Origin of the sequence: Martinezella miluonensis (assembly GCF_900094545.1) — a bacterium.
Taxonomy (GTDB): Bacteria; Pseudomonadota; Alphaproteobacteria; order Rhizobiales; family Rhizobiaceae; genus Rhizobium; species Rhizobium miluonense.
In genome coordinates, this window is sequence record NZ_FMAH01000017.1 from 68,710 (window position 1) to 89,653 (window position 20,944).

Sequence of the window (20,944 nt, forward strand, 5' to 3'; positions counted from 1 at the left end):
GCCCAATACCGTTATCAGCGGCGGTGACGAACTATTGTGAGGGTGCCGCCCCGATTGGCTACGGGGGCGGCGATATCAGAACTCAGCCGACGCTGAGTTTTTTCCTTGGCATGATCTTATCCGAAAACCGCTTCGCACTTTTCGGGATGCATGCCTTAGATGATGTAGGCCTTCAGCGGGTCGAAACCGTTGAATGCCACAGCCGAGTAGGTCGTGGTGTAGGCGCCGGTGCCTTCGATCAGGACCTCGTCGCCAATGGTGAGCGTCACCGGCAGCGGATAGAGGTTCTTCTCGTAGAGCACGTCGGCCGAATCGCAGGTCGGGCCGGCGATGACGCAGGCTTCCATTTCGTCGCTGTCGCGCTCCGTGCGGATCGGGTAGCGGATCGCCTCGTCCATGGTTTCGGCGAGACCGCCGAACTTGCCGATGTCGAGAAAGACCCAGCGAGCGGCATCGTTGTCCGACTTCTTCGAAATCAGGACGACTTCAGCCTTGATCACACCGGCATTGCCGACCATGCCGCGGCCGGGCTCGATGATCGTGTGCGGGATCTGATTGCCGAAATGGGCGCGCAGAGACGCAAAGATCGCTTTGCCATAGGCTTCGGCCGAAGGAACGTCGCGCAGGTACTTGGTCGGAAAACCGCCGCCCATGTTGACCATCTGCAGGTGAATGCCCTGCTTGGCGAGCGAAACGAAAACGCGCTTGGCATCGGCAAGAGCGTCATCCCAGGCATCGACCTTGGTCATCTGCGAGCCGACGTGGAAAGACACGCCGTAGGATTCCAGACCGAGCTGATGAGCATAGACGAGAACGTCGACAGCCATCTGCGGAACGCAGCCGAACTTGCGCGACAGCGGCCATTCGGCGCCTTCGCCATCCGTCAGCACGCGGCAGAACACGCGAGCGCCGGGAGCGGCACGGGAAATCTTCTCGACTTCCTCGTGGCTGTCGACGGCGAAGAGGTTGATACCGAGTGCATGCGCACGGGCGATATCGCGCTCCTTCTTGATCGTGTTGCCGAAGGAGATGCGGGCAGCGGTCGCACCGGCATCGAGCGCCATTTCGATTTCAGCGACGGACGCGCAATCGAAATTGGAGCCGAGGCTTGCGAGCAGGCGCAGCACTTCCGGAGCCGGGTTGGCCTTGACGGCATAGTAGATGGCGCTGTCCGGCATGGCATGACGGAAAGCGTGAAAATTATCGCGGACGACATCGAGATCGACCACCAGGCAAGGACCATCCGGACGTCGGGTAGCGAGAAAGTCGCGAATACGCTGCGTGGTCATGTCAATTCCCTTTCAATTCCAAAAGCTCCGGGAAAGACCCAGAGGACAAAGGGCGACGCTCATTTGCTTAGGAACCAGCCGGTGGAGACCCCGGTACCATGCAAATGCGCGAAGCGCGGATGATGAACGAGTGCCGCAAGCGGCGCTAATTCGCTTTGTCTGCCATGGATTGGAGGGAGAATCCCAACCGCACTTCCGGCAATGAAGGTGTGCCTCTTCAGTAACCCCGGCTGTTGGAAAGCCGGGAGAGAACAAAAAGGCCCGCACCGTCGTTGCTTCAGATGTCCTCGCATTTTTCGGTTGGCCGAAATAGCGACTGGAGGGGTTAGTTCCAGGTACCTTACCGATTTTCTCACCACATCGAGGATCGGCGGACACCCACGGGCACGTGCGACTTTGGGCTGATCGGGAAATAGGAACATTCGCGGTAATAATCAAGAAAATTTTTCGCGCATGCCCTAAAAAAATAATTGAACAAATCGGCGCATTTTGTTCAACATCTCGAAACAGTTAACGGGGGGCTCTGCCATGGATACTTTAACCCGAATTCGCGCCTTTATAGACGTGGTGGAGGCTGAAGGATTTTCGGCGGCCGCACGCAGGACCGGGCGCTCCAAGGCGCTGCTTTCGAAATACGTTCGCGAACTCGAAGACGAACTTGGCGCGCTGCTGCTCAATCGCACCACACGCCAGTTCTCCATGACGGAAGCCGGCCATACTTATTATCGCACCGCCTCCGACATCTTGAAGGAGATCGACAATCTCGCCGACCTCGTGCGCGAGAACAATCAGCAGCTCAAGGGGCGGCTGCGCATTTCGGTGCCGCGCACCTTCGTCGACGCCGAGGTCGGGCAATCGCTGATCGACTTCGCCAAGGAAAATCCCGATCTGGCGCTGGAGATCGCCGCCGACGATCGCTTCGTCGATCTGATCGAGGAAGGCTTCGACGTTGCCGTGCGCATCACCAAGCTCGAAGACTCAGGCATGATCGCCCGCAAGATCTCGGATTTCCGCGTCCACCTTTGTGCGACGGAGGAATTCCTCAACCTCTATCCGGCGCTGGAGCATCCGAGTGACCTTACGCGCGTGCCTTTCATCATCGACACCAACACCCGCTCCCAAGGCAATATCCGTTTCGTCGATGCCGACAGCACCATTTTCAATGTCGCCATCAACGGCACGCTCGAGGTCAACAGCCCGCATGCGACGCTGCGCGCGGCGCTTTCGGGCCTTGGCATCGCCGTCGTCCCGGATTTTATCGGTCGCAAGGCGATCGAAAGCGGACAATTGCTGACCTTGTTCAACGACTATCTGCCGACCGACCGCGGCATTTATGCCGTCTATCCGCACCGACGCTACCTCCCGGCAAAGGTGCGCATCTTTGTGGACTACCTGCACAACTGGTTCCGCAAGAACGGCTGAACACTCCAGCTGTCAAAACCAGCAAGGCCTGCAGCCGATCGCTCATGTCCCGCGTGTTTATAGGAGGAAATGCCTCCAACTCTGTCTCGGTTGAAATTTCGCCCCGCGCCCTGTCAAAATCGCGCCGGTTCAAACGTCACTGCTGCAGCGGGCACTAAAGCTCCGCGTAACGCGAGAAAGGAACGCGTCATGCAATATATGCTGTTGGTGTATTGGAACGAAGCTGAACACAAGAATGCTAAGAAAGAGCAGAAGGCCGAGATGTTTGCGGCCTATGCGGCCTACACGGAAGTGTTGAAAAAGGCCGGAGCGTTCCTGGCAGGCAGTGGATTGCAGGATTCCTCGACGGCAACCGTGGTGCGTGCGCCGGATGGCAAGCCCTCGGTTCTCAACGGCCCCTATATCGAGAGCAAGGAGCAGTTAGGCGGCTACTATCTTATCGAGGCGGCTGATCTCGACAGCGCCGTCCTCTGGGCAGCCCGTTGCCCGGGCGCTCAGCATGACACGGTGGAGGTTCGCCCTCTCATGGTCTATTGACGCCATGTCGCGAGAAGACGACCAGCCGGCCATTAAGGCTGCCGAGGCGGTTGCGCGCCGAAGCTATGGCAAACTGGTCGCCATTCTCGCGGCGCGCACGCGCGATGTGGCCGGCGCCGAAGACGCCTTGTCGGAGGCTTTTGCCTCCGCCCTGGCCGATTGGCCAATCAATGGCGCGCCGCATAACCCCGAGGCTTGGCTGCTTGCCGTTGCCCGGCGCAAGATGATCGACGCCATCCGACGCGGACGGGTCAGCGCCGCCGCCTCTGAACATCTTCGGCTCATGGCGGAGGAGCTGGAGGCAACGGCGAGCCAAACGCCGGAAATTCCCGACGAGCGCCTTGCTCTGATGTTCACTTGCGCGCATCCGGTAATACAGCCTGGAATCAGAGCGCCGCTGATCCTGCAGACGATCCTCGGGTTTGACGCACAGACAATCGGTTCCGCCTTCCTGGTCTCACCGGCGGCAATGGGCCAGCGCCTGGCGCGGGCCAAAAACAGGATTCGACGCGCCAAGATTCCTTTGCGCGTGCCCGACAAGGCAGACATGCGCGGGCGCCTTGGCGCAGTTCTGGAGGCGGTCTATGCGGTCTATACGGAAGGCTGGAGTGATCCGGCCGGCGCCGATGCTAGCCTGCGTAACCTGGCCGAGGAGGCGATTTGGCTCGGCCGGCTGATCGTCGCGCTCTTACCGGAGGAGGCTGAAGCGCTCGGCCTGCTTGCGCTGATGCTCTATTCACATGCGCGGCTTGAGGCTCGGCGCAGTTCGGCCGGCGAATTCGTACCGCTGGCCAATCAGGATCCTGCTCTTTGGGATGAAGAGTTGATCGACGAAGCTGAGAGGTTGCTTATTCACGCCAGTTCATTTGACGCCTTCGACCGCTATCAATTGGAAGCGGCAATCCAATCGGCCCATGTCGCGCGACGCCGAACAGGCAAGACTGATTGGGTGGCGATCGAACGTCTCTATGATGGCCTCTGCGCAATTACCGGCTCGCCGGTGGCGGCCATCAATCGCGCGATCGCCGTGGCGCAGACGCGCGGCGCGGCCGCAGGGCTGGCGGCGCTGCCGAGGCTGGATCCCGGTAGTCGGCTTAGCGAGTATCAACCCTATTGGGCAGCGCGAGCCGAACTTCATGCAAGAACAGGGGAGATATTGGCGGCACGCGAGGCCTATGACCAAGCGATTGCGCTGGAAATAGATCCTGCGGTCCGCCGCTTCTTGCAAAAGCGACGGACGGAAAGCATGGCGCCCGCTAACCCCGAGGGGCGTCAGACAAAGACAGATCCTAACAAAACAAGCTTGCTTTGAGTTACGCTAATTCTTACACGCTCGTCAGGTCAACGCATCAACGGACTTGTTCTTCGCAAAATGAATCTCTTCTTCTCGGCAGGTATTGCGAGATCAAATACTTGAATGAATCGCCTTGAATTGGTTTTGATACCGGTTCCGCCGGCCGGTCCCAATTCCGTCTCATTTCCTGACCAGAAGTCGAAGTGAATCAATGCTCACGAAGCACATCGGACGCATGAGAAAATCCACGATCGTTCACGCTGTCGCCTTGACCGGCGGCCTGCTGCTTGCGCCGGCTGTTGCTTCAGCGCATCCGCATATTTTCGTGGAAGCGCGGCTTGAAGTACTGTCAGGGCCTGATGGCAATGTGCAGGAGCTGCGCAACGTCTGGCGCTTCGACGAGGTGTTTTCCTCCTCGGTGCTGATGGATTTCGACAAGAACACCAATCTGAAGCTCGATCCGGACGAGCTGAAGGAAGTCGGCAAGACCGTGCGGGAATCCCTCGCCGAATACGACTACTACGCCAACCTGACGCTCAACGGCAAAACGATCAAAGTGCAGAAGCCAGACATCATCAATGTCGACTTTCGCGATGGTCAGCTTCTGATGTTCTTCGCCGTCAGGCCGGCGGAACCAATGCCACTGGCGAAGGGCAACAAGCTCGGCTTCGGCATCTACGACCCCACGCTCTACACATCGATCGATTTCCCGAGCGACAAGGAGCTGGTGACGGAAGGCGAAGCCTTCAAAAGCTGTACGCAGAAGGTCGTGCGCCCGAACCCGGATGAAGTCATCGCCGAAAACAAGTCAACCTTGACGGATGCCTTCTTCAACGATCCGACGGGGACGACGATGTCGAAACTCTTCGCAACGCGGATAGACGTCCAATGCTGATTTCGAGAATAGGAAAGCTCGCTCCGGCTGCAACGCTCGTCCTTCTGGCAGCCGCCGGCCTTGCACATGCCGCGGGTTCGCCGCTCGGCGTCGGCACGGCAGAGCCGAGCTTCCAGCCGATCGGCGGCCCGCTTGCGCCGATCTTACTTTATGTGAATTACGAGCAGCAGGCTTTCTATCGCGCGCTGACCAAATCGATCGAAGCCATGCGTCAGGACCCCTGGCAGCTTTGGACCTTGATCGGCCTCTCGTTTGCCTACGGCATTTTTCATGCAGCCGGCCCCGGCCACGGCAAGGCGGTCATTTCCTCCTACATGGTCGCCAACGAGATCGAACTGAAGCGCGGCATCAGCATCTCTTTCGTCTCGGCCCTCATCCAGGGCCTCGTCGCCGTCCTCGTCGTTGGCGCCGCCTATTTCGTCCTGCGCGGCTCCGGCATCACCATGACGATGGCCACCAACGCCATGGAGATCGCAAGCTTCGTCATGGTCATCCTGTTCGGCTGCTGGCTTCTGTTCCGCAAAGTGCGGGCGATGCTTCAAAGCCGGGCGCGGCGCCGCGAGATCCAGCTCGCGACATCGGCCGGACCGATCAGCCTGTCGCTCTTTGAAGGGGCCGCAACCGGCACGGATTCGGTAAGGGGCTTCTCCCGCAGCCGTGCGGCTGCCACGCCTGCCGCCGGCGGCTATCAATGCTACGATCCCGCCCACGCGACGGGCGATGGCGCCTACTGCGAAGCCTGCGGCCATGACCATCTTCCCGATCCGAAGATGCTGTCGAACGAGAAATTCAGCGTCCGCGAAGCCTGGTCGGCCATCATCGCCGTCGGCCTGCGTCCCTGCTCCGGCGCGCTGCTGGTCATGACCTTTTCGATGCTGAACGGGCTCTATCTCGGCGGGTTGCTGTCCGTGCTCGCCATGTCGATCGGCACGGCGCTGACCGTTTCGCTGCTCGCGATCATCGCGGTTTTCGCGAAAGGCACCGCCATGCGCTTCACCGGCAGGGGCTCGACGCTTTCGGCATGGGTCGGCAACAGCATCGAGATCCTCGGCGCGCTGCTGGTCGTCTGCACCGGCGTCATTCTGCTCGGCGCTTCACTCCAGAGCTGACGGCGGCTTACCGCTCCCTGCGACGCTGATAGCGCGCCCTCAGCCAGAAGACGAAGAAGAAGGCGAGGATGACCAGCACGCCGAATCCGGTGCCGAGCCACGGCGAAATCGTTCCGAGCCAGACGATGACGTTCGGCATCAGATAAAGCACGGCCGTCGCGACCAGTAAAATAACCCCTGCCGCGATCGCTGCCGAGCGGGTGTCGCTTTTCTTGTCCGTCAAATCGCCGATCCCCAAAGCAATTCCAGGAAAAGTGCATAACGGTTTTCCGTCCGGAATTGCGTAAAAACAAAAAGATAGAGCTTTTTCGCGATTCGAAGAAAAGCGGAAAGGCTCTAGCACGCCATGAAGTGTTTCGGCGAAGGCTTAGGCCAGCCGCCGATGAAAGGCAACCGGCCGCAACCGATCAGGCTCAGACCTTGGCGCCCGCGACCGTCGCCTCGATGTGATCGACCAGCGCGTCGGGCAGACCGAGCCGGCCGGCCAGCAGGTCCAGATAGCCGCGCTCGGCCCGTGAATCAGGCTCGATCGTCAGCCGCGATGCCGTATAAACCTGCACCCGCTGCTCCTCCGTCTTTGCCGAGGCAACGATGGCGTCGAGATCGACGGGATTGGCAAGTTCGCGCTGGAAGAAGGCCTCCGCCTCGGATCCGACGCCAGCCTCCTGCACCTTGCCGAGAATGCGCTGGCGCTCCGTGTCGTCGATATGACCGTCGGCACGGGCAGCCGCGATCATCGCGCGGACGAGGGAGAGCGTAAAATCGTTGCTGGCAATAGCCGGCGCGGTGCTGAAACCGGAATTCGACGGCGGCGGCAGGAACTGCGGCTCGGCCTGCGGGGCGGCCCGTGAGTCCGACTGCGGCGCGGGCTGCGGCTGACTGCCGTCGCGATAGTTCTTGTAGGCCTGGTAGCCAAGCCCCGCGATGGCGGCGAGGCCGCCGAGCGCCAACGCATTGCCGGCGACCTGACGCCCGGTCTTCGTCCCAAGCAGCACGCCAGCAATCGCACTCGTTGCCATCGGATTGTCGCGGGCGAGATTGATGACCTCGGTCGCCTTGTCCTTAACGCTTCCCTGCATACCAGGGACCTGCGACCCTAAAAACTGGTCCAGCAGCTTGCGGGCATCGATCATGTGGTGCTCCTTCCGTCCTAGCGATGGTGACAGGGAGATAGGAAGCGCAACCGCAAATACAAATAATCCGCGACAAAGAAAAAGGCGCGCATGATCCACGCGCGCCTTCGAAATCGAATGGAAGCGACTTATCAGCCCTTGAGTGTCGCAGCCTCGGCGGCAAGCTTGGTGATCCCGGCCCAGTCGCCGGCAGCGACCAGTTCCTTCGGCGCGACCCAGGAACCACCGACGCAGATGACGTTCGGCAGCGACAGGTAGTCATGGGCATTCTTCAGCGAGATGCCGCCGGTCGGGCAGAAGACCGTGCCAGCAAGCGGCGAGGACAAAGCCTTGAGATAGGCCGCGCCTCCGGCCTGCTCGGCGGGGAAGAACTTCAGCACCGTATAGCCTTCTTCCCGCAGCGCCATGACTTCGCTTGCCGTGGCAGCGCCCGGCAGCAGCGGCACATGCGAGGAGCGGGCAGTGTCGAGAAGCTCCTGCGTCGTGCCCGGGCTGACGATGAACTTGGAGCCGGCTTCGACGGCCGCGTCCCACTGCGCAACGTTCAGGATCGTGCCGGCACCGACTTCGGCACCTTCCACTTCCTCGGCCACGGCACGGATGGCATCGAGCGCGCCCGCGGTACGCAAGGTAATTTCGATCGCCTTCAGGCCGCCGGCGACCAGCGCCCGGGCAAGAAGAACGGCCGATTTCGCATCGTCGACGATCAGCACCGGCACGACCGGCTGCAATTTCAGAATGGAAAGAAGCTTCGCGGTTTTCTCGCCCATGGTCGGTGCGCTCCCTTAAAACGATTGAAATCCGGCTTTCGAATAGCCTTCCCGGAGGTGCTTGTCGAGACAAAAGCTCACTCTCGCTGCGATGGGTAGGAATTCGTCAAGACTTGCTATAGGCTGGCTCAATCTGTGCCGGTGGAGCATGTCAAACGCATGGCAAAAGAGATCGAGCGAAAGTTTCTGGTGCGCGGCGATCATTGGCGGAATTTTGTGTCGGAGAGGCTCATTCTGCGGCAGGGATACATCGCTTCCATGGATGGCCGTTCAGTGCGCATCAGGCTGACGAACGAGAGCGTTGCCACCTTGACCATCAAGATCGGCAAGGCGATGACGCGTGACGAGTTCGAATATGAGATCCCCATCCCGGAGGCTGAGGAATTACTGGGAGCGTCGATCGGCCTCGTCATCGAGAAAACCCGCCATAAGGTGCCTTTCAAGGGATTCGTCTGGGAGATCGACGTCTTCCGCGGCGCTCATTGCGGCCTCGTGATCGCCGAGGTGGAGATGGAAGACGAAAACGACAAACCGGAATTGCCGGACTGGATCGGTCGCGAAGTGACCGGCGAATACCGCTATTCCAACCAGGCGCTCGCGACCCAGTTCGAGCAGGAGTACGATGAGCTATCGCATACGGCCTGACCGGGCGCTTGATGGCGAGGTGCATAGGGTCGCCGCACACCAACTCGGCAAGGCGATAGCCGTACTCAAAGATCGCCCCCAGGGTCTGCACGAAGCGGTCCACGACGCTCGCAAGAATATCAAGCGCGTACGCGCCCTCTATCGATTGATCGCTCCGGTCGCCCGGGAATTTCAGCGGCAGGAAAATGGCCGGCTTCGCGACATGGCGCGCACGCTCTCAGGCGTACGTGACGCCACGGCATTGATCGAGGTCAGCCACTATCTTCAGGAAACGGCGACCTCAGCCGACGAGCAGCAGGCATTGTCCCGCGTCAGCGAAGTGCTGACCGCCCGGCGCGACCGCCTATCCCAAGAAGAGAGCGACCTTGAAGACAAGGCACAGGCGGCAATCGCCACTTGTGGCGAAGCGATCGAAGCGGTGAAGGGTATTTCGATCGAATGCGGAAAGCGCGATGCGGCGCGGCTGCTCCGGAAGAGCTGGCGCACGAACGGCCGCAAGGCGATAGAGGCATTCTGCGAATGCGGCGACACCGATGCGCATGTGGAGAGCTTTCATGACCTGCGCAAACGCAGCCAGGACTGCTGGATGAACCATATGCTGCTGCGGGACATCTGGCCGGCCGCCATGCATGCCAAACAGCTTGAGGCCAAGGCACTGGTCGATGTGCTCGGCCGCTATCTCGATCTGTCGATCCTGTCCGGCGTCGCGGACCGCGAGCCGCAGCTCTTCGACAGCAACGACGATCGCGCCCGTCTGCTGGAGGCGATCATCTCCCGGCAGCAGATCGCCCGCGAGGAAGCATTGAGCCGAGCCCATTGGGTTTTTGCCGACAAGCCCGAATGCGAGGCGCGAACCATCAAACGGCTCTGGCTGGAAGCGGCGGATTGAAGCAGGCGACCTCTAAGCAACGGTGGTCAAATCGGCTTTCCAGCCCGTTTTCTTGACAGTTTGTGCCGCTTGCACCAGCAATGCCGGCCTTCAACGCAAATCCCGATTGCCTGCAAGCCCACAAAATTGTATTTCCCCGCCATGACCGACATCCTTTCCAACCCACGGCGCGAGGCGACCGGCGCATTTCTTGTTGCCGCGCTCTATCATTTCGTTTCCTTCCCGCGCTTCGAAAGCCTGCGTGAGCCTCTATTTGCGCTCTGCGAGGAAAATGGCGTCAAGGGCACGCTGCTGCTCGCGCATGAAGGCATCAACGGCACGATTGCCGGCACGGATGCTGCCATCGGCACCGTGCTCTCCTTCCTGCGCGCCCAGCCGGAATTTGCCGGTCTCGAGCACAAGGAAAGCCGTGCATCGAAAATGCCTTTCGTGCGCATCAAGGTGAAGCTCAAGAAAGAGATCGTCACCATGGGCGTCGAGGATATCGATCCCACCCAGGTCGTCGGCACCTATATCGCGCCGAAGGATTGGAACGCGCTGATCTCCGATCCCGACACCATCGTCATCGACACCCGCAACGACTACGAGACCGCCATCGGCGTCTTCAAGGGCGCGGTCGACCCGAAGACCAAGACCTTCCGCGAATTCCCGGAATGGGTGCGCGAGAACACCGGCCTGCACAACAAGCCGAAGATCGCCATGTATTGCACCGGCGGCATCCGCTGCGAAAAGGCGACGGCCTTCATGAAGCAGCAGGGTTTCGACGAGGTCTATCATCTCAAGGGTGGCATCCTGAAATATCTCGAGGAAGTGCCGGCAGAAGAAAGCCTTTGGGAGGGCGCCTGCTTCGTCTTCGACGAGCGCGTCTCGGTCGAGCATGGGCTGAAGGAAGGCAACCACAAGCTCTGCCACGCCTGTCGCAACCCGATCACCGCGGAAGAAGTCACATCGCCCTTCTACGAGGCGGGCGTCTCCTGCAGCCATTGCTATCATGAGCGCAGCGAGGAAGACCGCGAACGTTACCGTGAAAGGCAGCGCCAGATCGCGCTCGCCCGCAGGCGCGGCCAGCAGCATATCGGCTGAGAAACTTAAAGCATGTCGCGCAAAAGTGTACGGCGGTTTTGCAATAACGACATGCGAAATATGAAAAGCTTAAAGCGCACGGAGCGAATTTGAAAGATCGCGACGCGCTTTAAGCTGCGGCGCCGCGCTCTTCGTCCAGTGCCGCAGCATTCTGAATGGAAAGCCGCTTGCTGATCTCGGCTTCCGGCATCGGCTTTCCGTAGAAATAGCCCTGCAGCTCGTCGCAGCCGAAATTCTGCAGCGCCCGTCCCTGCTCTTCGATCTCGATACCCTCGGCAGTCACAGGAATGTCGAGCGAGCGGGCGAGCGCTACCGTTGCCCGCAACATCTCGCGGGCGCGGCTGTCCTCCAGCACGTTCATCGTCAGCGAGCGGTCGATCTTGATACGATCGAAACCGAACTGGCGCAGATAGCCGATGGACGAGAAGCCCGACCCGAAATCGTCCAGCGCCACCTTGACGCCGAGCGCCTTTAGCCGCTCGATCGACTGGCGCGTGCGTTCCGGATTTTGAATGATGTAGCCTTCGGTGATTTCCAGCGTCACGCGCCCGGCTTCGATCCCCGTGCTGTTCAGGACGTTGCGAACGTAATCGGCAAAGGCGGGATTGCGGAATTGCCCGGGCGAGACATTGACGGCCACCCGTAGCTCCGGCCATTGCTGCGCCGCTTCGCATGCTCTGCGCAGCACGAGCAGCCCGAGCGCCTCGATCAGTCCCGATGTTTCGGCGACCGGGATGAATGCCTCGGGCGAAATCGGTCCGTGACCCGGACGGTTCCATCGCACGAGCGCTTCGACACCGGTCATTTCGCAGCTCGACGCATCAACCAGCGGCTGGTAGGCGACCGTCAGTTCCTCCGTCTCGATCGCACGGCGCAGATCGAGTTCCAATGCGTTGCGTTCTTCGCGATGCGCGTCCATGGCCGTCTCATAGCAGGCCATGCGAGCGCGGCCGGCCTCCTTGGCCTTGTACATGGCAAGATCGGCGCGCCGCACCAGTTCCTCCCGGTCTGTGCGGCCTTCCTGGGAGCTTGCGATACCGATGCTGGCGCCGACGACGACCACGCGACGGCCGATCTCCAATGGCTCCGACAGAAAATCCAGAACCTGTTCGGCAAGCCGCAGGGCTGGCGCGTCGTTAAGCTCCTTTGTCGGGAAGACGATGGCGAATTCATCGCCGCCAAGACGTGCCAGCGATGCCTGCGCGGGAACGAGCACGCTCAGCCCGGCCGCCACGGCGCGGATAAGCTGGTCGCCGGTGCCATGCCCATAGGCATCGTTGATTTCTTTGAACCCGTCGAGATCGAGATAAAGCAGCAGAACATTGCTGCCGTCGCTGCGCGCCCTCTCGACCAGCCGATCCACATCGAGCCGCAGCCCCTCGCGATTGAGAAGGCCGCTCAGACGATCGCGCAGGGAGCCCTGGCGCGCCTGGACCTCCTCCGCCCGCAGCCGGCGCCCCGCCAGCGATCCCAGGATCAGCAGCACGACGAAGAACAGGCCGACTAGGCCCAGCGCACCAAGCACCAGCGGGCGAACCTGTTGATAGCTGAGATCGCCGGGTTCGCGTGAATTCCAGACCAGCCGCCCCAAAGATTTGCCGAGCGGATCGACGATCGACACGGCATATCGCGCCACGGTCTCCGGCGGCATCAGCTTCAAACCGCTGATGACATAGGTATTGGAGAGCATCTTGATCCGTGCAGCATCGAGGTAGCGCACGAGGATGAGGTAGCGTCGCTGACCTTCGGGAACGGGAATGCGGCCGGATCTCTCCCGGATCGTCGCGGCCGCGGCAGCGGCAATGCCGTGGCTGGTCATGATGTAACCGCCCGCCTCGGGGACTCCGGTGATGCGCGTGGTGCGCGCCTGATCGACCAGGGCCCAAACGGCGGTTCCGAGAACGTCCTCGACATTCTCGGTCATTCGCTCGCCGTCATGATAGGCAACGATCGGCTTATTGTTGTCATCGACAATGACCGCCGTGTCGAACAGGGCACCGTTGGAGGATATATCGCCGTAATTGCCGGCAACCCAGCCGCGGTCATCCCGCCCGTAGACGCTGCGCGCGGCATCGTTGCGCGCGGAGTGGTCGTGCAAGGTGGCTTCGAGCTGCCCTTGAAAGGTCTTGAGCGCGCCGACCGTCGTCTCCCAGGAGCGCTCGTCATCCAGCTTGTTGGAATAATCGGCCACACGACCGATCGCGGTGAGCACCATCAAAGTCACCACGGCAACGACCACTGCGAAAGTAATCAAAACGGCCGTCACGATAGAATGACGACCGACCTGCGTACTATGCCGCAATGACTCGATACCTGCTCCCAAGGTCTTTTCTCCTTGGGGCGAAAGTCTGCCGTCAGGACTTCAATAAACGGTTAAGGCGAATTCGAGATTCCTACAGGAAAGAGTTGTATATTTGCCGATATGGGGAGAATTCACCCTTCGGCGGAAATCGCGTCCGCGAAACGGCTGAGGCTAGTGAGCAACAAATCGTTATCCCGTGCCTCCGCAAGAGCTTCCGCCTGCAGCTCATCGCTCTTGCCCGCAATCGGCAGGCGCAGAAAGGCCTCGGATACGATGCGCAGCGACATGGTTCGCAGCACGTCCGCGAGCTGCTCCAGAACGAGGTCGCCGCGATGCGATGCATGCGCGAACATCAGCGGCTTGAACGGCACCTCGTCACGCGACACCAGCCAATCGAGCGCATTCTTGAACCCTCCTGGTATGCCGTGTGCATATTCCGGACAGGACACGATCAGGCCATCCGCCTTCCGGATCTTTTCTGCGAGTTTCTCGACAACAGGCGGCGTTTTCTCACCCTCGTGATCCGGATTGAAGATCGGCAGGTCGCCGATCAGATCGCAGATCTCAATGGTGATGCCCTCAGGGCATGCGAGCTGCAGAGCTTCCAGCAGCCGGCGGCTGGTCGAAACCTGCCGCTGACTACCGCAGAGGGCATAAAGGAAAAGCGGGCGCGGGGTCATGCGCGAATCCTAACAGGCTGCATCGATTCGGGCGACGCCCAACACCACGGTCGAAGGGCTGGCGGATCAATCCGCCTTATGATTGCCCCTCGGGAAGTGGCCCGCGAGCTCGCGATACCATTTGCCGCTTTTCTTGATCGTGCGCACCTGCGTCTCGTAATCGACATGCACCAGGCCGAAGCGCATGCGATAGCCTTCCGCCCATTCGAAATTGTCCATCAGGCTCCAGGCGAAGTAGCCGCGCATCGGGTAGCCGTCCTTGATGAGGTCGGCGACGATACCGAGATGCTCGATATAGTAATCGAGGCGCGGCTGGTCGTCGATCTCGCCGTTGACGATGCCCATATTGTAACAGGCGCCGTTCTCGGTGATGTAGCACTCCGGCAGCTCGTAGCGCTTGTTGAGGTCCTCGACGACGTGTTTCAGGCCCGGCGCATAGACCTCCCAGCCGATATCCGTCTTCACGTCGCTGACGGGCGGAGCTTCCTTCGCCCAGGGGAAATCGCCGCTCTTGGAAGAGTCATCGAAGACGCGCATCGGCATGTAATAGTTCAGGCCCCACCAATCGAGCTTCTGATTGATGGTCTTGAGATCGCCATCCTCGATGACCGGCATGCGATCGCCAAGCGCCTCGACGAATTCCTTAGGATATTCGCCCTTGAAGATCGGATCGAAGAAGGCGCCGTTGTGGAACTGATGGGCACGCTCGACCGCAGCCAGATCTTCGGGCCGATCGGAGCCCGGCAGGATGGATGCGGCATTGAGCACGATACCAACGGGCACCTTCGGCGCTACGGAGCGGATCGCCTCGACGCCGAGACCGTGGGCAAGGTTCATATAGTGCATGGCATAGAGGGCCGCCTGCATGTTGCGTTCGCCCGGCGCATGAACGCCGTAGAGGTGGCTCAGCCAGACGATGCACCAGGGCTCGTTGAAGGTGGCAACGGAATCCAGACGGTCGCCGAGGCGGCTCATGACGGTCTTGGCATAGCGCTGGAAAGCATGTGCCGTCGAGCGCGCCGTCCAGCCGCCGTCGCCGGCGAGCGTCAGCGGCAGATCCCAATGGTAGAGGGTCGCAAAGGTCTTGATGCCCCTTGCCTTGCAGCCGTCGACGAGGCGATCGTAGAAATCGAGGCCGGCTTCGTTGACCGGGCCGGTGCCGTCGGGAATGATGCGCGGCCATGCGATCGAGAAGCGATAGGCTTCTACACCCATCTCCTTGATCAGATCGAGATCCTGCTCCAGCCGATTATAGTGATCGCAGGCAACGTCGCCATTGTGGCGCTGATAGACACGACCCGGCATGTTGGCGAAGGCATCCCATATGGATGGCTTGCGGCCATCGGCCTTGGTGGCGCCTTCGATCTGGAATGCAGCGGTGGCAACGCCGAATGTGAAGTCGCCGGGGAAGCGATCGGCAAGAAGCTTCGGATCGATCATGATGAAAATCCCGTCTGTTGTGGCTTCATTGGCGGCGGTTTAACCAACCTGCGCGACAAAGTACAGTGCCGGTATCGGAAAACTGCAACGTTGCAGGTGTCGAAAAACCGAGCCGGCTAATGGCCTTGCTCGGGATTCCGCGTGAGCGATAACATCAATGTCAACAGTCTTGACTTGTCTTTTGGGCACGGATCAATTGAGGGTAGCACTCAAACTTGACAACGAAAGGATACAAATGCTCCCTGCGCTCCACGCTTTTCAACCTCATCTGCTGAGCCTCCTGCGCATAGTCGCCTCGCTCGTGCTGTTCAGCTATGGAACGCAGAAGGTGCTGCATTTCCCGGCAGTCGAAGCCGTGCCGGCCGTCGGATCGCTTCCCTGGATCGCCGGCCTGCTTGAACTGACCCTCGGCTTCCTCGTCCTGATCGGCTTCAAGACGCGGATCGCCGCCTTCGTATTGTCAGGCCTGATGGCCTTCGCCTATTTCTTGCGTCATGCGCCGCAGAGCTTTTATCCAGCACAGAACGGCGGCGCCGCAGCTATCCTGTTCTGCTTCATCTTTCTGTTTCTTGTCGGAGCTGGCGGTGGCCCGCTGAGCATCGACGCCCTTGCGAAGCGCAAGCAAGACATCGCTGCCTGAATGAGCAGGTTCGAGGCGGTTTCACCGCCTCGAACCTCATCTAAGCTTAGAGCCTGACCCAGGCGCCGTTGCGCTTCGAGGAAGCGACGCAGGCTTCGACAAAGGCCACACCCTTCACGCCATCATCGACAGTCGGATAGACCACGGCCGGATCGATCGCCACGCCCTTCTTGCGGGCGTTGATGGCCCGCGCAGCCTCGGTATAGATCGTGGCGAACGCTTCCAGATAACCTTCAGGATGACCCGCCGGGATGCGCGAGACGCGCGCTGCGGCAGCACCGGAGCCGGCGCCGTTGCGGGTAATCAGCCGCTTCTGTTCGCCAAACGGCGTGTACCACAGATAGTTCGGATCGGCCTGCGTCCATTCGATGCCGCCCTTGGTGCCGTAGACGCGGAGCTTCAGGCCATTCTCATGGCCGGGCGCCACCTGGCTGCACCAGAGCATGCCCTTTGCCGGCTTTTCCTTGCCCTTCGCCCTGAAGCGCAGCAGCACATGGCCGTTATCATCGAGGCGGCGGCCTTCGACGAAGCTGTCGAGATCGGCGGCAAGGCTGTCGAGTTCAAGGCCGGTGACGAAGGAGGCGAGGTTATAGGCATGCGTGCCGATATCGCCGGTGGAGCCGCCGGCGCCGGACTGAGCCGGATCGGTGCGCCATGCCGCCTGCTTCTGGCCGGACTGCTCGATATTTTCCGTCAGCCAGTCCTGCGGATATTCCGCCTGTACGATGCGGATATCGCCGAGCTCGCCATTGGCGATCATCTCGCGCGCCTGACGAACCATCGGATAGCCGGTGTAGTTATGCGTGAGGATGAAGAGCGCGCCGCTCTCGTCGGCGACCTTCTTCAGCTTCTTAGCGTCGGCAAGATTCGACGTCAGCGGCTTGTCGCAGATGACGTGGATGCCGCGCCGCAGGAATTCCTTGGCCGCATCGTAGTGAACGTGGTTCGGCGTGACGATCGAAACCGCCTCGATGCCGTTCTTCAGCTTGGCTTCGCGGATCGCCATGTCGCGATAGCTGGAATAGGTGCGCGTGGGATCTAGACCGAGATCGCGGCCGGAAGCCAATGCCTTCTCCGGCGAAGACGAGAGCGCACCCGCAATAAGATCGAACTGGTCGTCAATGCGCGCGGCGATACGGTGCACCGCTCCGATAAACGCGCCAGCGCCGCCGCCAACCATGCCAAGCCGAATGCGCGGCTCCCGCGCCTGTTTCGATGATCCTTCGATTGCCATTTCTGTCCTCCTGAGAATTGAATTGTTTGAACGCGATCGCCTGCCGCAATCGTCCCCTCTCCCCGCCTGCGGGGGGAGGGCTAGGGTGAGGGGCCGAGCCTGCTGCAAGCTCTGAATTGGCGAAAATATCGAGAAGGCCCCTCATCCGTCCTCAAACGATTTCGCTCCGCTCAACCGTTCGAGCCCACCTTCTCCCCGCATGTGCGGGGCGAAGGCTTCGGACTACAGCCCCAGCATGCGCCGGTTGGCCGCCTGATCCGTCCCGCTGCCGGCGAAATCGTCGAAGGCCTTCTCGGTGACGCGGATGATGTGCGCCTTGACGAATTCGGCGCCTTCGCGCGCACCGTCTTCGGGATGCTTCAGCGCGCATTCCCATTCGACCACGGCCCAGCCGTCAAAATTATTGGCTGTCATCTTCGAGAACACGGCGCCGAAATCGACCTGGCCGTCGCCGAGCGAACGGAAGCGGCCTGCGCGCTCGACCCAGCCCTGGTAGCCACCATAGACACCCTGGCGGCCGGTCGGATTGAACTCCGCGTCCTTGACGTGGAACATCTTGATCCGGTCCTTATAGATGTCGATGTTGTCAAGATAATCGAGGCACTGTAGGACATAATGCGAGGGATCATAGAGCATGTTGGCGCGCGGGTGGTTCTTCACGCGCTCCAGGAACATCTCGAAGGTGATGCCGTCATGCAGGTCTTCGCCCGGATGGATCTCGTAGCAGACGTCGACGCCGTTTTCGTCGGCATGATTGAGGATCGGCGTCCAGCGGCGGGCGAGCTCTTCGAAGGCGGTTTCGACGAGGCCGGCGGGGCGCTGCGGCCAGGGATAGATGAAGGGCCAGGCGAGCGCGCCGGAGAAGGTCGCATGCGCCTTGATGCCGAGATGCTTCGAGGCCGTCAGCGCCATCTTCACCTGCTCGACAGCCCATTCCTGCCGTGCCTTCGGATTGCCGCGCACTTCCGGCGCCGCAAAGCCGTCGAAGGCTTCGTCATAGGCCGGATGCACTGCGACGAGCTGACCCTGCAGATGGGTTGATAGCTCGGTGACCTCGACGCCGTTCGAGCGGGCGATACCGGCAAACTCGTCGCAATAATCCTTGGAGGAGGCCGCCTTCTTCAGGTCGATGAGCTGGCCTGCCCAGGTCGGAACCTGCACGCCGACATAGCCGGCATCGGCAGCCCATTTCGTGATCGAATCCCACGAATTGAACGGCGCGGTGTCGCCTGCGAATTGTCCGAGAAACAGGCCGGGGCCCTTGATCGTCTTCATAGCTAATTCCTCCCTAGTCGCGTTCTGTAAACGTTTCCGATACCATTCCGACCCGTATTCGAGGTGGTTGGGATACCGTTGCCTCAAAAAACTATAGGGCCGTCAGGATGAAAGTCGAATGCCTGGTGACCTAATCACGGCCGGCCGCTGGCGGCAAGAGGTACGTGCCGCAAAATTATCGCCCCAGTGAGAAACAAGGCGGCACACCCATAAAAAACGCCCGCCGAAACCGGCGGGCGTATCTGTTCAGCACGACCGATCAGAACGGTGAATCGGCGAAGTAGAAGTCCTTGGCATTGTCCTTCGTGACGAGCGTCGCATCGAGGATGTAATTGCCGCGAACCGGTACCTGATTGTAGAAGTTGGCAGCGGTCAGCTCCATGGCCGTGCCGACCATTGCCGGCGGATAGAGCACGTCGACCGGGATCAGCTTGTCGCCGTCCATGACCTTCTTGACCATGTCCTTCGAGCCGGCGCCGGCGACGATATACTTGATATCGGTGCGCTTGGCCTGATCGATCGCCTGCAGCACGCCGACAGCCATGTCGTCATCCTGACACCAGACCACGTCGATCTTCGGGAACTTGGTCAGATAGTCCTGCATGACCTTGAAGGCGTCGTCGCGGTTCCAGTTGCCGTACTGGCGGTCGAGAACCTTGACCTTCGAGCCTGCAATGCCCTTGTCGAAACCATCCTGGCGCTGCTGATCGATCGGGATCGGCAGACCGCGGATGACGACGACCTGCGCGTCCGGCGTGGTCGCCTTGATGTATTCGCCCGCCGTCTGGCCGAGTGCCGGATTGTTGCCGGCGACATAGAGATCACGGACGGAATTGTCGTTGTTGCTCGGCGCACGGTCGACGAGCGTCACGAACTTACCCTTGCCCTTGACTTCCTTGATGGCGTTGACGAGCGGATCCGGGTCCGAAGGCAGGATGACGAGCGCGTCGATGCCCTGTGTCTCGAGGTCCTGCACGGCGTTCGCCTGGCTCGCCGCGTCAGGTGAAGTCTTGACGATGACGTTCAGTCCCGGATGTTCCGCCATCAGCTGCTTGGCCACACGCTCGGCATGGAACACCACGCCCGAGGTCCAGCCATGGTCGGCGGCCGGAATGGAAACGCCGATCGTCACCTTCTTGTCTGCGGCATGTACTGTGCCGGCCAGAGCCACAAGCACGACGGCCACGCCAATAAGTCTTTTGCGCATTTTTATCCTCCCACATTAAGACAGGGCTTTGTCCTGATGACCGGGCGCCCCCTGACCCGGTTATTCACGATTTGCGTACCAGCGAACGCTGGACGAGCATGGCGATGATGATGATCGCACCCTGGATGGCACCGATCAGATATTCGCTGATGAAATTGGAAAGCAGCATGATGTTGCCGACCAGCTCGAGGATGAAGGCGCCGCAGATCGTGCCCCATACCCTGCCCGCGCCGCCCTTCAGCGCCGTGCCGCCGACGACGACGGCGGTGATCGCCTGCAGCTCCCAGAGTATCCCCGTCGTTGCCGAGGTCGAGCCGAGCCGTGGCACATAGAGAAGCACGGCAATGGCGACGCAAAGGCCCTGAATGACGAAGGCAATGGTGCGCACGCGATTGACCGCAATGCCGGAATAGCGCGCGACGTCGCTGTTCGAGCCGACGGCGACGACATGCCGTCCGTAGCGGGTGCGATAGAGAATGAAGGCGGCAACGCCGGTGACGGCAAGGATCACCACGATCGGAACCGGCACACCTAGAATGGAGCCGAAATAGGCCGGGCGATAAAGCGACTGCAGTTCCGACGAGCGCAGCGTGATTGCGCCACCCTGCGACAGCCAGGTTGTCAACCCGCGATAGACACCCATCGTGCCGAGCGTCGCGATGAAAGGCTCGATCTTGCCGACGGTGGTAATCAGGCCGTTGGCAAGGCCGCACAGCGCGCCTGCCACGATCCCGAACAGCATGGCCACCACCAGCATCAGGGTCGGATCGGCAACGACGCCGGAATTCATCAAGAGGATCATCAGGCTGGCCACGAAAGCCACCATCGACCCCACGGACAGATCGAGATCGCCCGCCGAGATGACGAAGGTCGCTCCGACCGCGATGATAGCGATGAAAGCGCTTCTTGTCGCAACGTTCGCAAGATTGGTGATGCCGATGAAGTTCGGGTTGACCAGTGCGCCCACGATCAGAAGCAGCACCAGCGCTGCAAACGGCGCAACGGCCCGCAGATCGATATCCCGCCAGGAACGGCCCCGCCGACCTGTCTTGCCGCTGCTGTCTTCGCCCACGCTCATAACCAAAACCAACCTCCCGTCC

General features: G+C 60.6%; 20 protein-coding genes. 9 read left to right on the forward strand and 11 right to left on the reverse strand.

All coding sequences use genetic code 11. The annotated features are described in order from the left end of the window. Positions 1–155 precede the first annotated feature (155 nt). Positions 156–1,289 (reverse strand): ornithine/lysine decarboxylase, encoded by a 1,134-nt coding sequence (odc2, locus tag GA0061102_RS15560; protein ID WP_092850237.1) that lies wholly within the window; start codon positions 1,287–1,289, stop codon positions 156–158. Positions 1,290–1,817: 528 nt separating this feature from the next. Here odc2 and GA0061102_RS15565 point away from each other — a divergent pair. The 5 genes from GA0061102_RS15565 (at position 1,818) to GA0061102_RS15585 (ending at position 6,546) form a co-directional block, all read left to right on the forward strand. Beyond that, a complete protein-coding gene (locus tag GA0061102_RS15565) occupies positions 1,818–2,711 on the forward strand; it encodes a LysR family transcriptional regulator (protein ID WP_092850241.1) in 894 nt (297 codons plus the stop codon). A 189-nt stretch (positions 2,712–2,900) separates the two neighbouring features. After that, positions 2,901–3,248: a YciI family protein gene (locus GA0061102_RS15570; protein WP_092850243.1), complete on the forward strand. Its 348-nt coding sequence runs from the start codon at positions 2,901–2,903 to the stop codon at positions 3,246–3,248. A gap of 4 nt (positions 3,249–3,252) precedes the next feature. Next, positions 3,253–4,560 (forward strand): RNA polymerase sigma factor, encoded by a 1,308-nt coding sequence (locus tag GA0061102_RS15575; RefSeq protein WP_092850246.1) that lies wholly within the window; start codon positions 3,253–3,255, stop codon positions 4,558–4,560. Positions 4,561–4,777: 217 nt separating this feature from the next. Continuing rightward, complete coding sequence (locus GA0061102_RS15580; RefSeq protein WP_208858656.1) at positions 4,778–5,437, forward strand: DUF1007 family protein; 660 nt, start codon at positions 4,778–4,780, stop codon at positions 5,435–5,437. Next, on the forward strand, positions 5,431–6,546 hold the full coding sequence (locus GA0061102_RS15585; protein WP_092850251.1) for a nickel/cobalt transporter: 1,116 nt from the start codon (positions 5,431–5,433) through the stop codon (positions 6,544–6,546). The genes GA0061102_RS15580 and GA0061102_RS15585 overlap by 7 nt, the downstream gene beginning before the upstream one ends. A gap of 7 nt (positions 6,547–6,553) precedes the next feature. On the opposite strand, the gene GA0061102_RS15590 is transcribed toward GA0061102_RS15585, so the two are convergent. The 3 genes from GA0061102_RS15590 to GA0061102_RS15600 form a co-directional block, all read right to left on the reverse strand. Continuing rightward, complete coding sequence (locus GA0061102_RS15590; RefSeq protein WP_092850467.1) at positions 6,554–6,769, reverse strand: hypothetical protein; 216 nt, start codon at positions 6,767–6,769, stop codon at positions 6,554–6,556. A gap of 190 nt (positions 6,770–6,959) precedes the next feature. Continuing rightward, positions 6,960–7,679, reverse strand: a complete 720-nt coding sequence (locus tag GA0061102_RS15595; protein ID WP_092850254.1) for a tellurite resistance TerB family protein — start codon at positions 7,677–7,679, stop codon at positions 6,960–6,962. 131 nt (positions 7,680–7,810) lie between these two features. Beyond that, positions 7,811–8,449: a 2-dehydro-3-deoxy-phosphogluconate aldolase gene (locus tag GA0061102_RS15600; RefSeq protein WP_092850261.1), complete on the reverse strand. Its 639-nt coding sequence runs from the start codon at positions 8,447–8,449 to the stop codon at positions 7,811–7,813. Positions 8,450–8,608: 159 nt separating this feature from the next. Here GA0061102_RS15600 and GA0061102_RS15605 point away from each other — a divergent pair, with 159 nt between their 5' ends. From GA0061102_RS15605 to trhO, 3 genes are all read left to right on the forward strand, one after another. After that, positions 8,609–9,094 (forward strand): CYTH domain-containing protein, encoded by a 486-nt coding sequence (locus GA0061102_RS15605; protein ID WP_092850270.1) that lies wholly within the window; start codon positions 8,609–8,611, stop codon positions 9,092–9,094. Next, on the forward strand, positions 9,072–9,983 hold the full coding sequence (locus GA0061102_RS15610; protein WP_092850273.1) for a CHAD domain-containing protein: 912 nt from the start codon (positions 9,072–9,074) through the stop codon (positions 9,981–9,983). The genes GA0061102_RS15605 and GA0061102_RS15610 overlap by 23 nt, the downstream gene beginning before the upstream one ends. Positions 9,984–10,124: 141 nt before the next feature. Beyond that, on the forward strand, positions 10,125–11,066 hold the full coding sequence (trhO, locus tag GA0061102_RS15615; RefSeq protein WP_092850278.1) for an oxygen-dependent tRNA uridine(34) hydroxylase TrhO: 942 nt from the start codon (positions 10,125–10,127) through the stop codon (positions 11,064–11,066). 109 nt (positions 11,067–11,175) lie between these two features. Here trhO and GA0061102_RS15620 read toward each other — a convergent pair whose 3' ends face one another. From GA0061102_RS15620 to GA0061102_RS15630, 3 genes are all read right to left on the reverse strand, one after another. Then, the gene (locus GA0061102_RS15620; RefSeq protein WP_092850282.1) at positions 11,176–13,389 is read right to left on the reverse strand and encodes a bifunctional diguanylate cyclase/phosphodiesterase; all 2,214 of its coding nucleotides are present in this window, start codon (positions 13,387–13,389) and stop codon (positions 11,176–11,178) included. A 110-nt stretch (positions 13,390–13,499) separates the two neighbouring features. Further along, on the reverse strand, positions 13,500–14,048 hold the full coding sequence (locus tag GA0061102_RS15625; RefSeq protein WP_092850287.1) for an NADPH-dependent FMN reductase: 549 nt from the start codon (positions 14,046–14,048) through the stop codon (positions 13,500–13,502). Positions 14,049–14,114: 66 nt separating this feature from the next. Continuing rightward, the gene (locus tag GA0061102_RS15630) at positions 14,115–15,488 is read right to left on the reverse strand and encodes a GH1 family beta-glucosidase (RefSeq protein ID WP_092850292.1); all 1,374 of its coding nucleotides are present in this window, start codon (positions 15,486–15,488) and stop codon (positions 14,115–14,117) included. Positions 15,489–15,723: 235 nt separating this feature from the next. Here GA0061102_RS15630 and GA0061102_RS15635 point away from each other — a divergent pair, with 235 nt between their 5' ends. Further along, complete coding sequence (locus tag GA0061102_RS15635) at positions 15,724–16,128, forward strand: DoxX family protein (RefSeq protein ID WP_092850298.1); 405 nt, start codon at positions 15,724–15,726, stop codon at positions 16,126–16,128. 46 nt (positions 16,129–16,174) lie between these two features. Here GA0061102_RS15635 and GA0061102_RS15640 read toward each other — a convergent pair whose 3' ends face one another. The 4 genes from GA0061102_RS15640 to GA0061102_RS15655 form a co-directional block, all read right to left on the reverse strand. After that, on the reverse strand, positions 16,175–17,362 hold the full coding sequence (locus tag GA0061102_RS15640) for a Gfo/Idh/MocA family protein (RefSeq protein WP_092850302.1): 1,188 nt from the start codon (positions 17,360–17,362) through the stop codon (positions 16,175–16,177). A 222-nt stretch (positions 17,363–17,584) separates the two neighbouring features. Further along, positions 17,585–18,637 (reverse strand): sugar phosphate isomerase/epimerase family protein, encoded by a 1,053-nt coding sequence (locus tag GA0061102_RS15645; protein WP_092850305.1) that lies wholly within the window; start codon positions 18,635–18,637, stop codon positions 17,585–17,587. 259 nt (positions 18,638–18,896) lie between these two features. Next, positions 18,897–19,844, reverse strand: coding sequence for a substrate-binding domain-containing protein (locus GA0061102_RS15650; protein ID WP_092850308.1), 948 nt, complete (start codon positions 19,842–19,844; stop codon positions 18,897–18,899). Between the two features lie 64 nt (positions 19,845–19,908). Further along, positions 19,909–20,922 (reverse strand): ABC transporter permease, encoded by a 1,014-nt coding sequence (locus GA0061102_RS15655; protein ID WP_092850313.1) that lies wholly within the window; start codon positions 20,920–20,922, stop codon positions 19,909–19,911. Positions 20,923–20,944 lie beyond the last annotated feature (22 nt).

Coding starts and splice junctions, on each gene's coding strand:
- trhO (WP_092850278.1), top strand. CDS start 10,125: ATGACCGACATCCTTTCCAACCCACGGCGCGAGGCGACCGGCGCATTT.
- GA0061102_RS15570 (WP_092850243.1), top strand. CDS start 2,901: ATGCAATATATGCTGTTGGTGTATTGGAACGAAGCTGAACACAAGAAT.
- GA0061102_RS15595 (WP_092850254.1), bottom strand. CDS start 7,679: ATGATCGATGCCCGCAAGCTGCTGGACCAGTTTTTAGGGTCGCAGGTC.
- GA0061102_RS15565 (WP_092850241.1), top strand. CDS start 1,818: ATGGATACTTTAACCCGAATTCGCGCCTTTATAGACGTGGTGGAGGCT.
- GA0061102_RS15650 (WP_092850308.1), bottom strand. CDS start 19,844: ATGCGCAAAAGACTTATTGGCGTGGCCGTCGTGCTTGTGGCTCTGGCC.
- GA0061102_RS15585 (WP_092850251.1), top strand. CDS start 5,431: ATGCTGATTTCGAGAATAGGAAAGCTCGCTCCGGCTGCAACGCTCGTC.
- GA0061102_RS15625 (WP_092850287.1), bottom strand. CDS start 14,048: ATGACCCCGCGCCCGCTTTTCCTTTATGCCCTCTGCGGTAGTCAGCGG.
- GA0061102_RS15600 (WP_092850261.1), bottom strand. CDS start 8,449: ATGGGCGAGAAAACCGCGAAGCTTCTTTCCATTCTGAAATTGCAGCCG.
- GA0061102_RS15635 (WP_092850298.1), top strand. CDS start 15,724: ATGCTCCCTGCGCTCCACGCTTTTCAACCTCATCTGCTGAGCCTCCTG.
- GA0061102_RS15645 (WP_092850305.1), bottom strand. CDS start 18,637: ATGAAGACGATCAAGGGCCCCGGCCTGTTTCTCGGACAATTCGCAGGC.
- odc2 (WP_092850237.1), bottom strand. CDS start 1,289: ATGACCACGCAGCGTATTCGCGACTTTCTCGCTACCCGACGTCCGGAT.
- GA0061102_RS15610 (WP_092850273.1), top strand. CDS start 9,072: ATGAGCTATCGCATACGGCCTGACCGGGCGCTTGATGGCGAGGTGCAT.
- GA0061102_RS15575 (WP_092850246.1), top strand. CDS start 3,253: ATGTCGCGAGAAGACGACCAGCCGGCCATTAAGGCTGCCGAGGCGGTT.
- GA0061102_RS15655 (WP_092850313.1), bottom strand. CDS start 20,922: ATGAGCGTGGGCGAAGACAGCAGCGGCAAGACAGGTCGGCGGGGCCGT.
- GA0061102_RS15580 (WP_208858656.1), top strand. CDS start 4,778: ATGAGAAAATCCACGATCGTTCACGCTGTCGCCTTGACCGGCGGCCTG.
- GA0061102_RS15605 (WP_092850270.1), top strand. CDS start 8,609: ATGGCAAAAGAGATCGAGCGAAAGTTTCTGGTGCGCGGCGATCATTGG.
- GA0061102_RS15640 (WP_092850302.1), bottom strand. CDS start 17,362: ATGGCAATCGAAGGATCATCGAAACAGGCGCGGGAGCCGCGCATTCGG.
- GA0061102_RS15630 (WP_092850292.1), bottom strand. CDS start 15,488: ATGATCGATCCGAAGCTTCTTGCCGATCGCTTCCCCGGCGACTTCACA.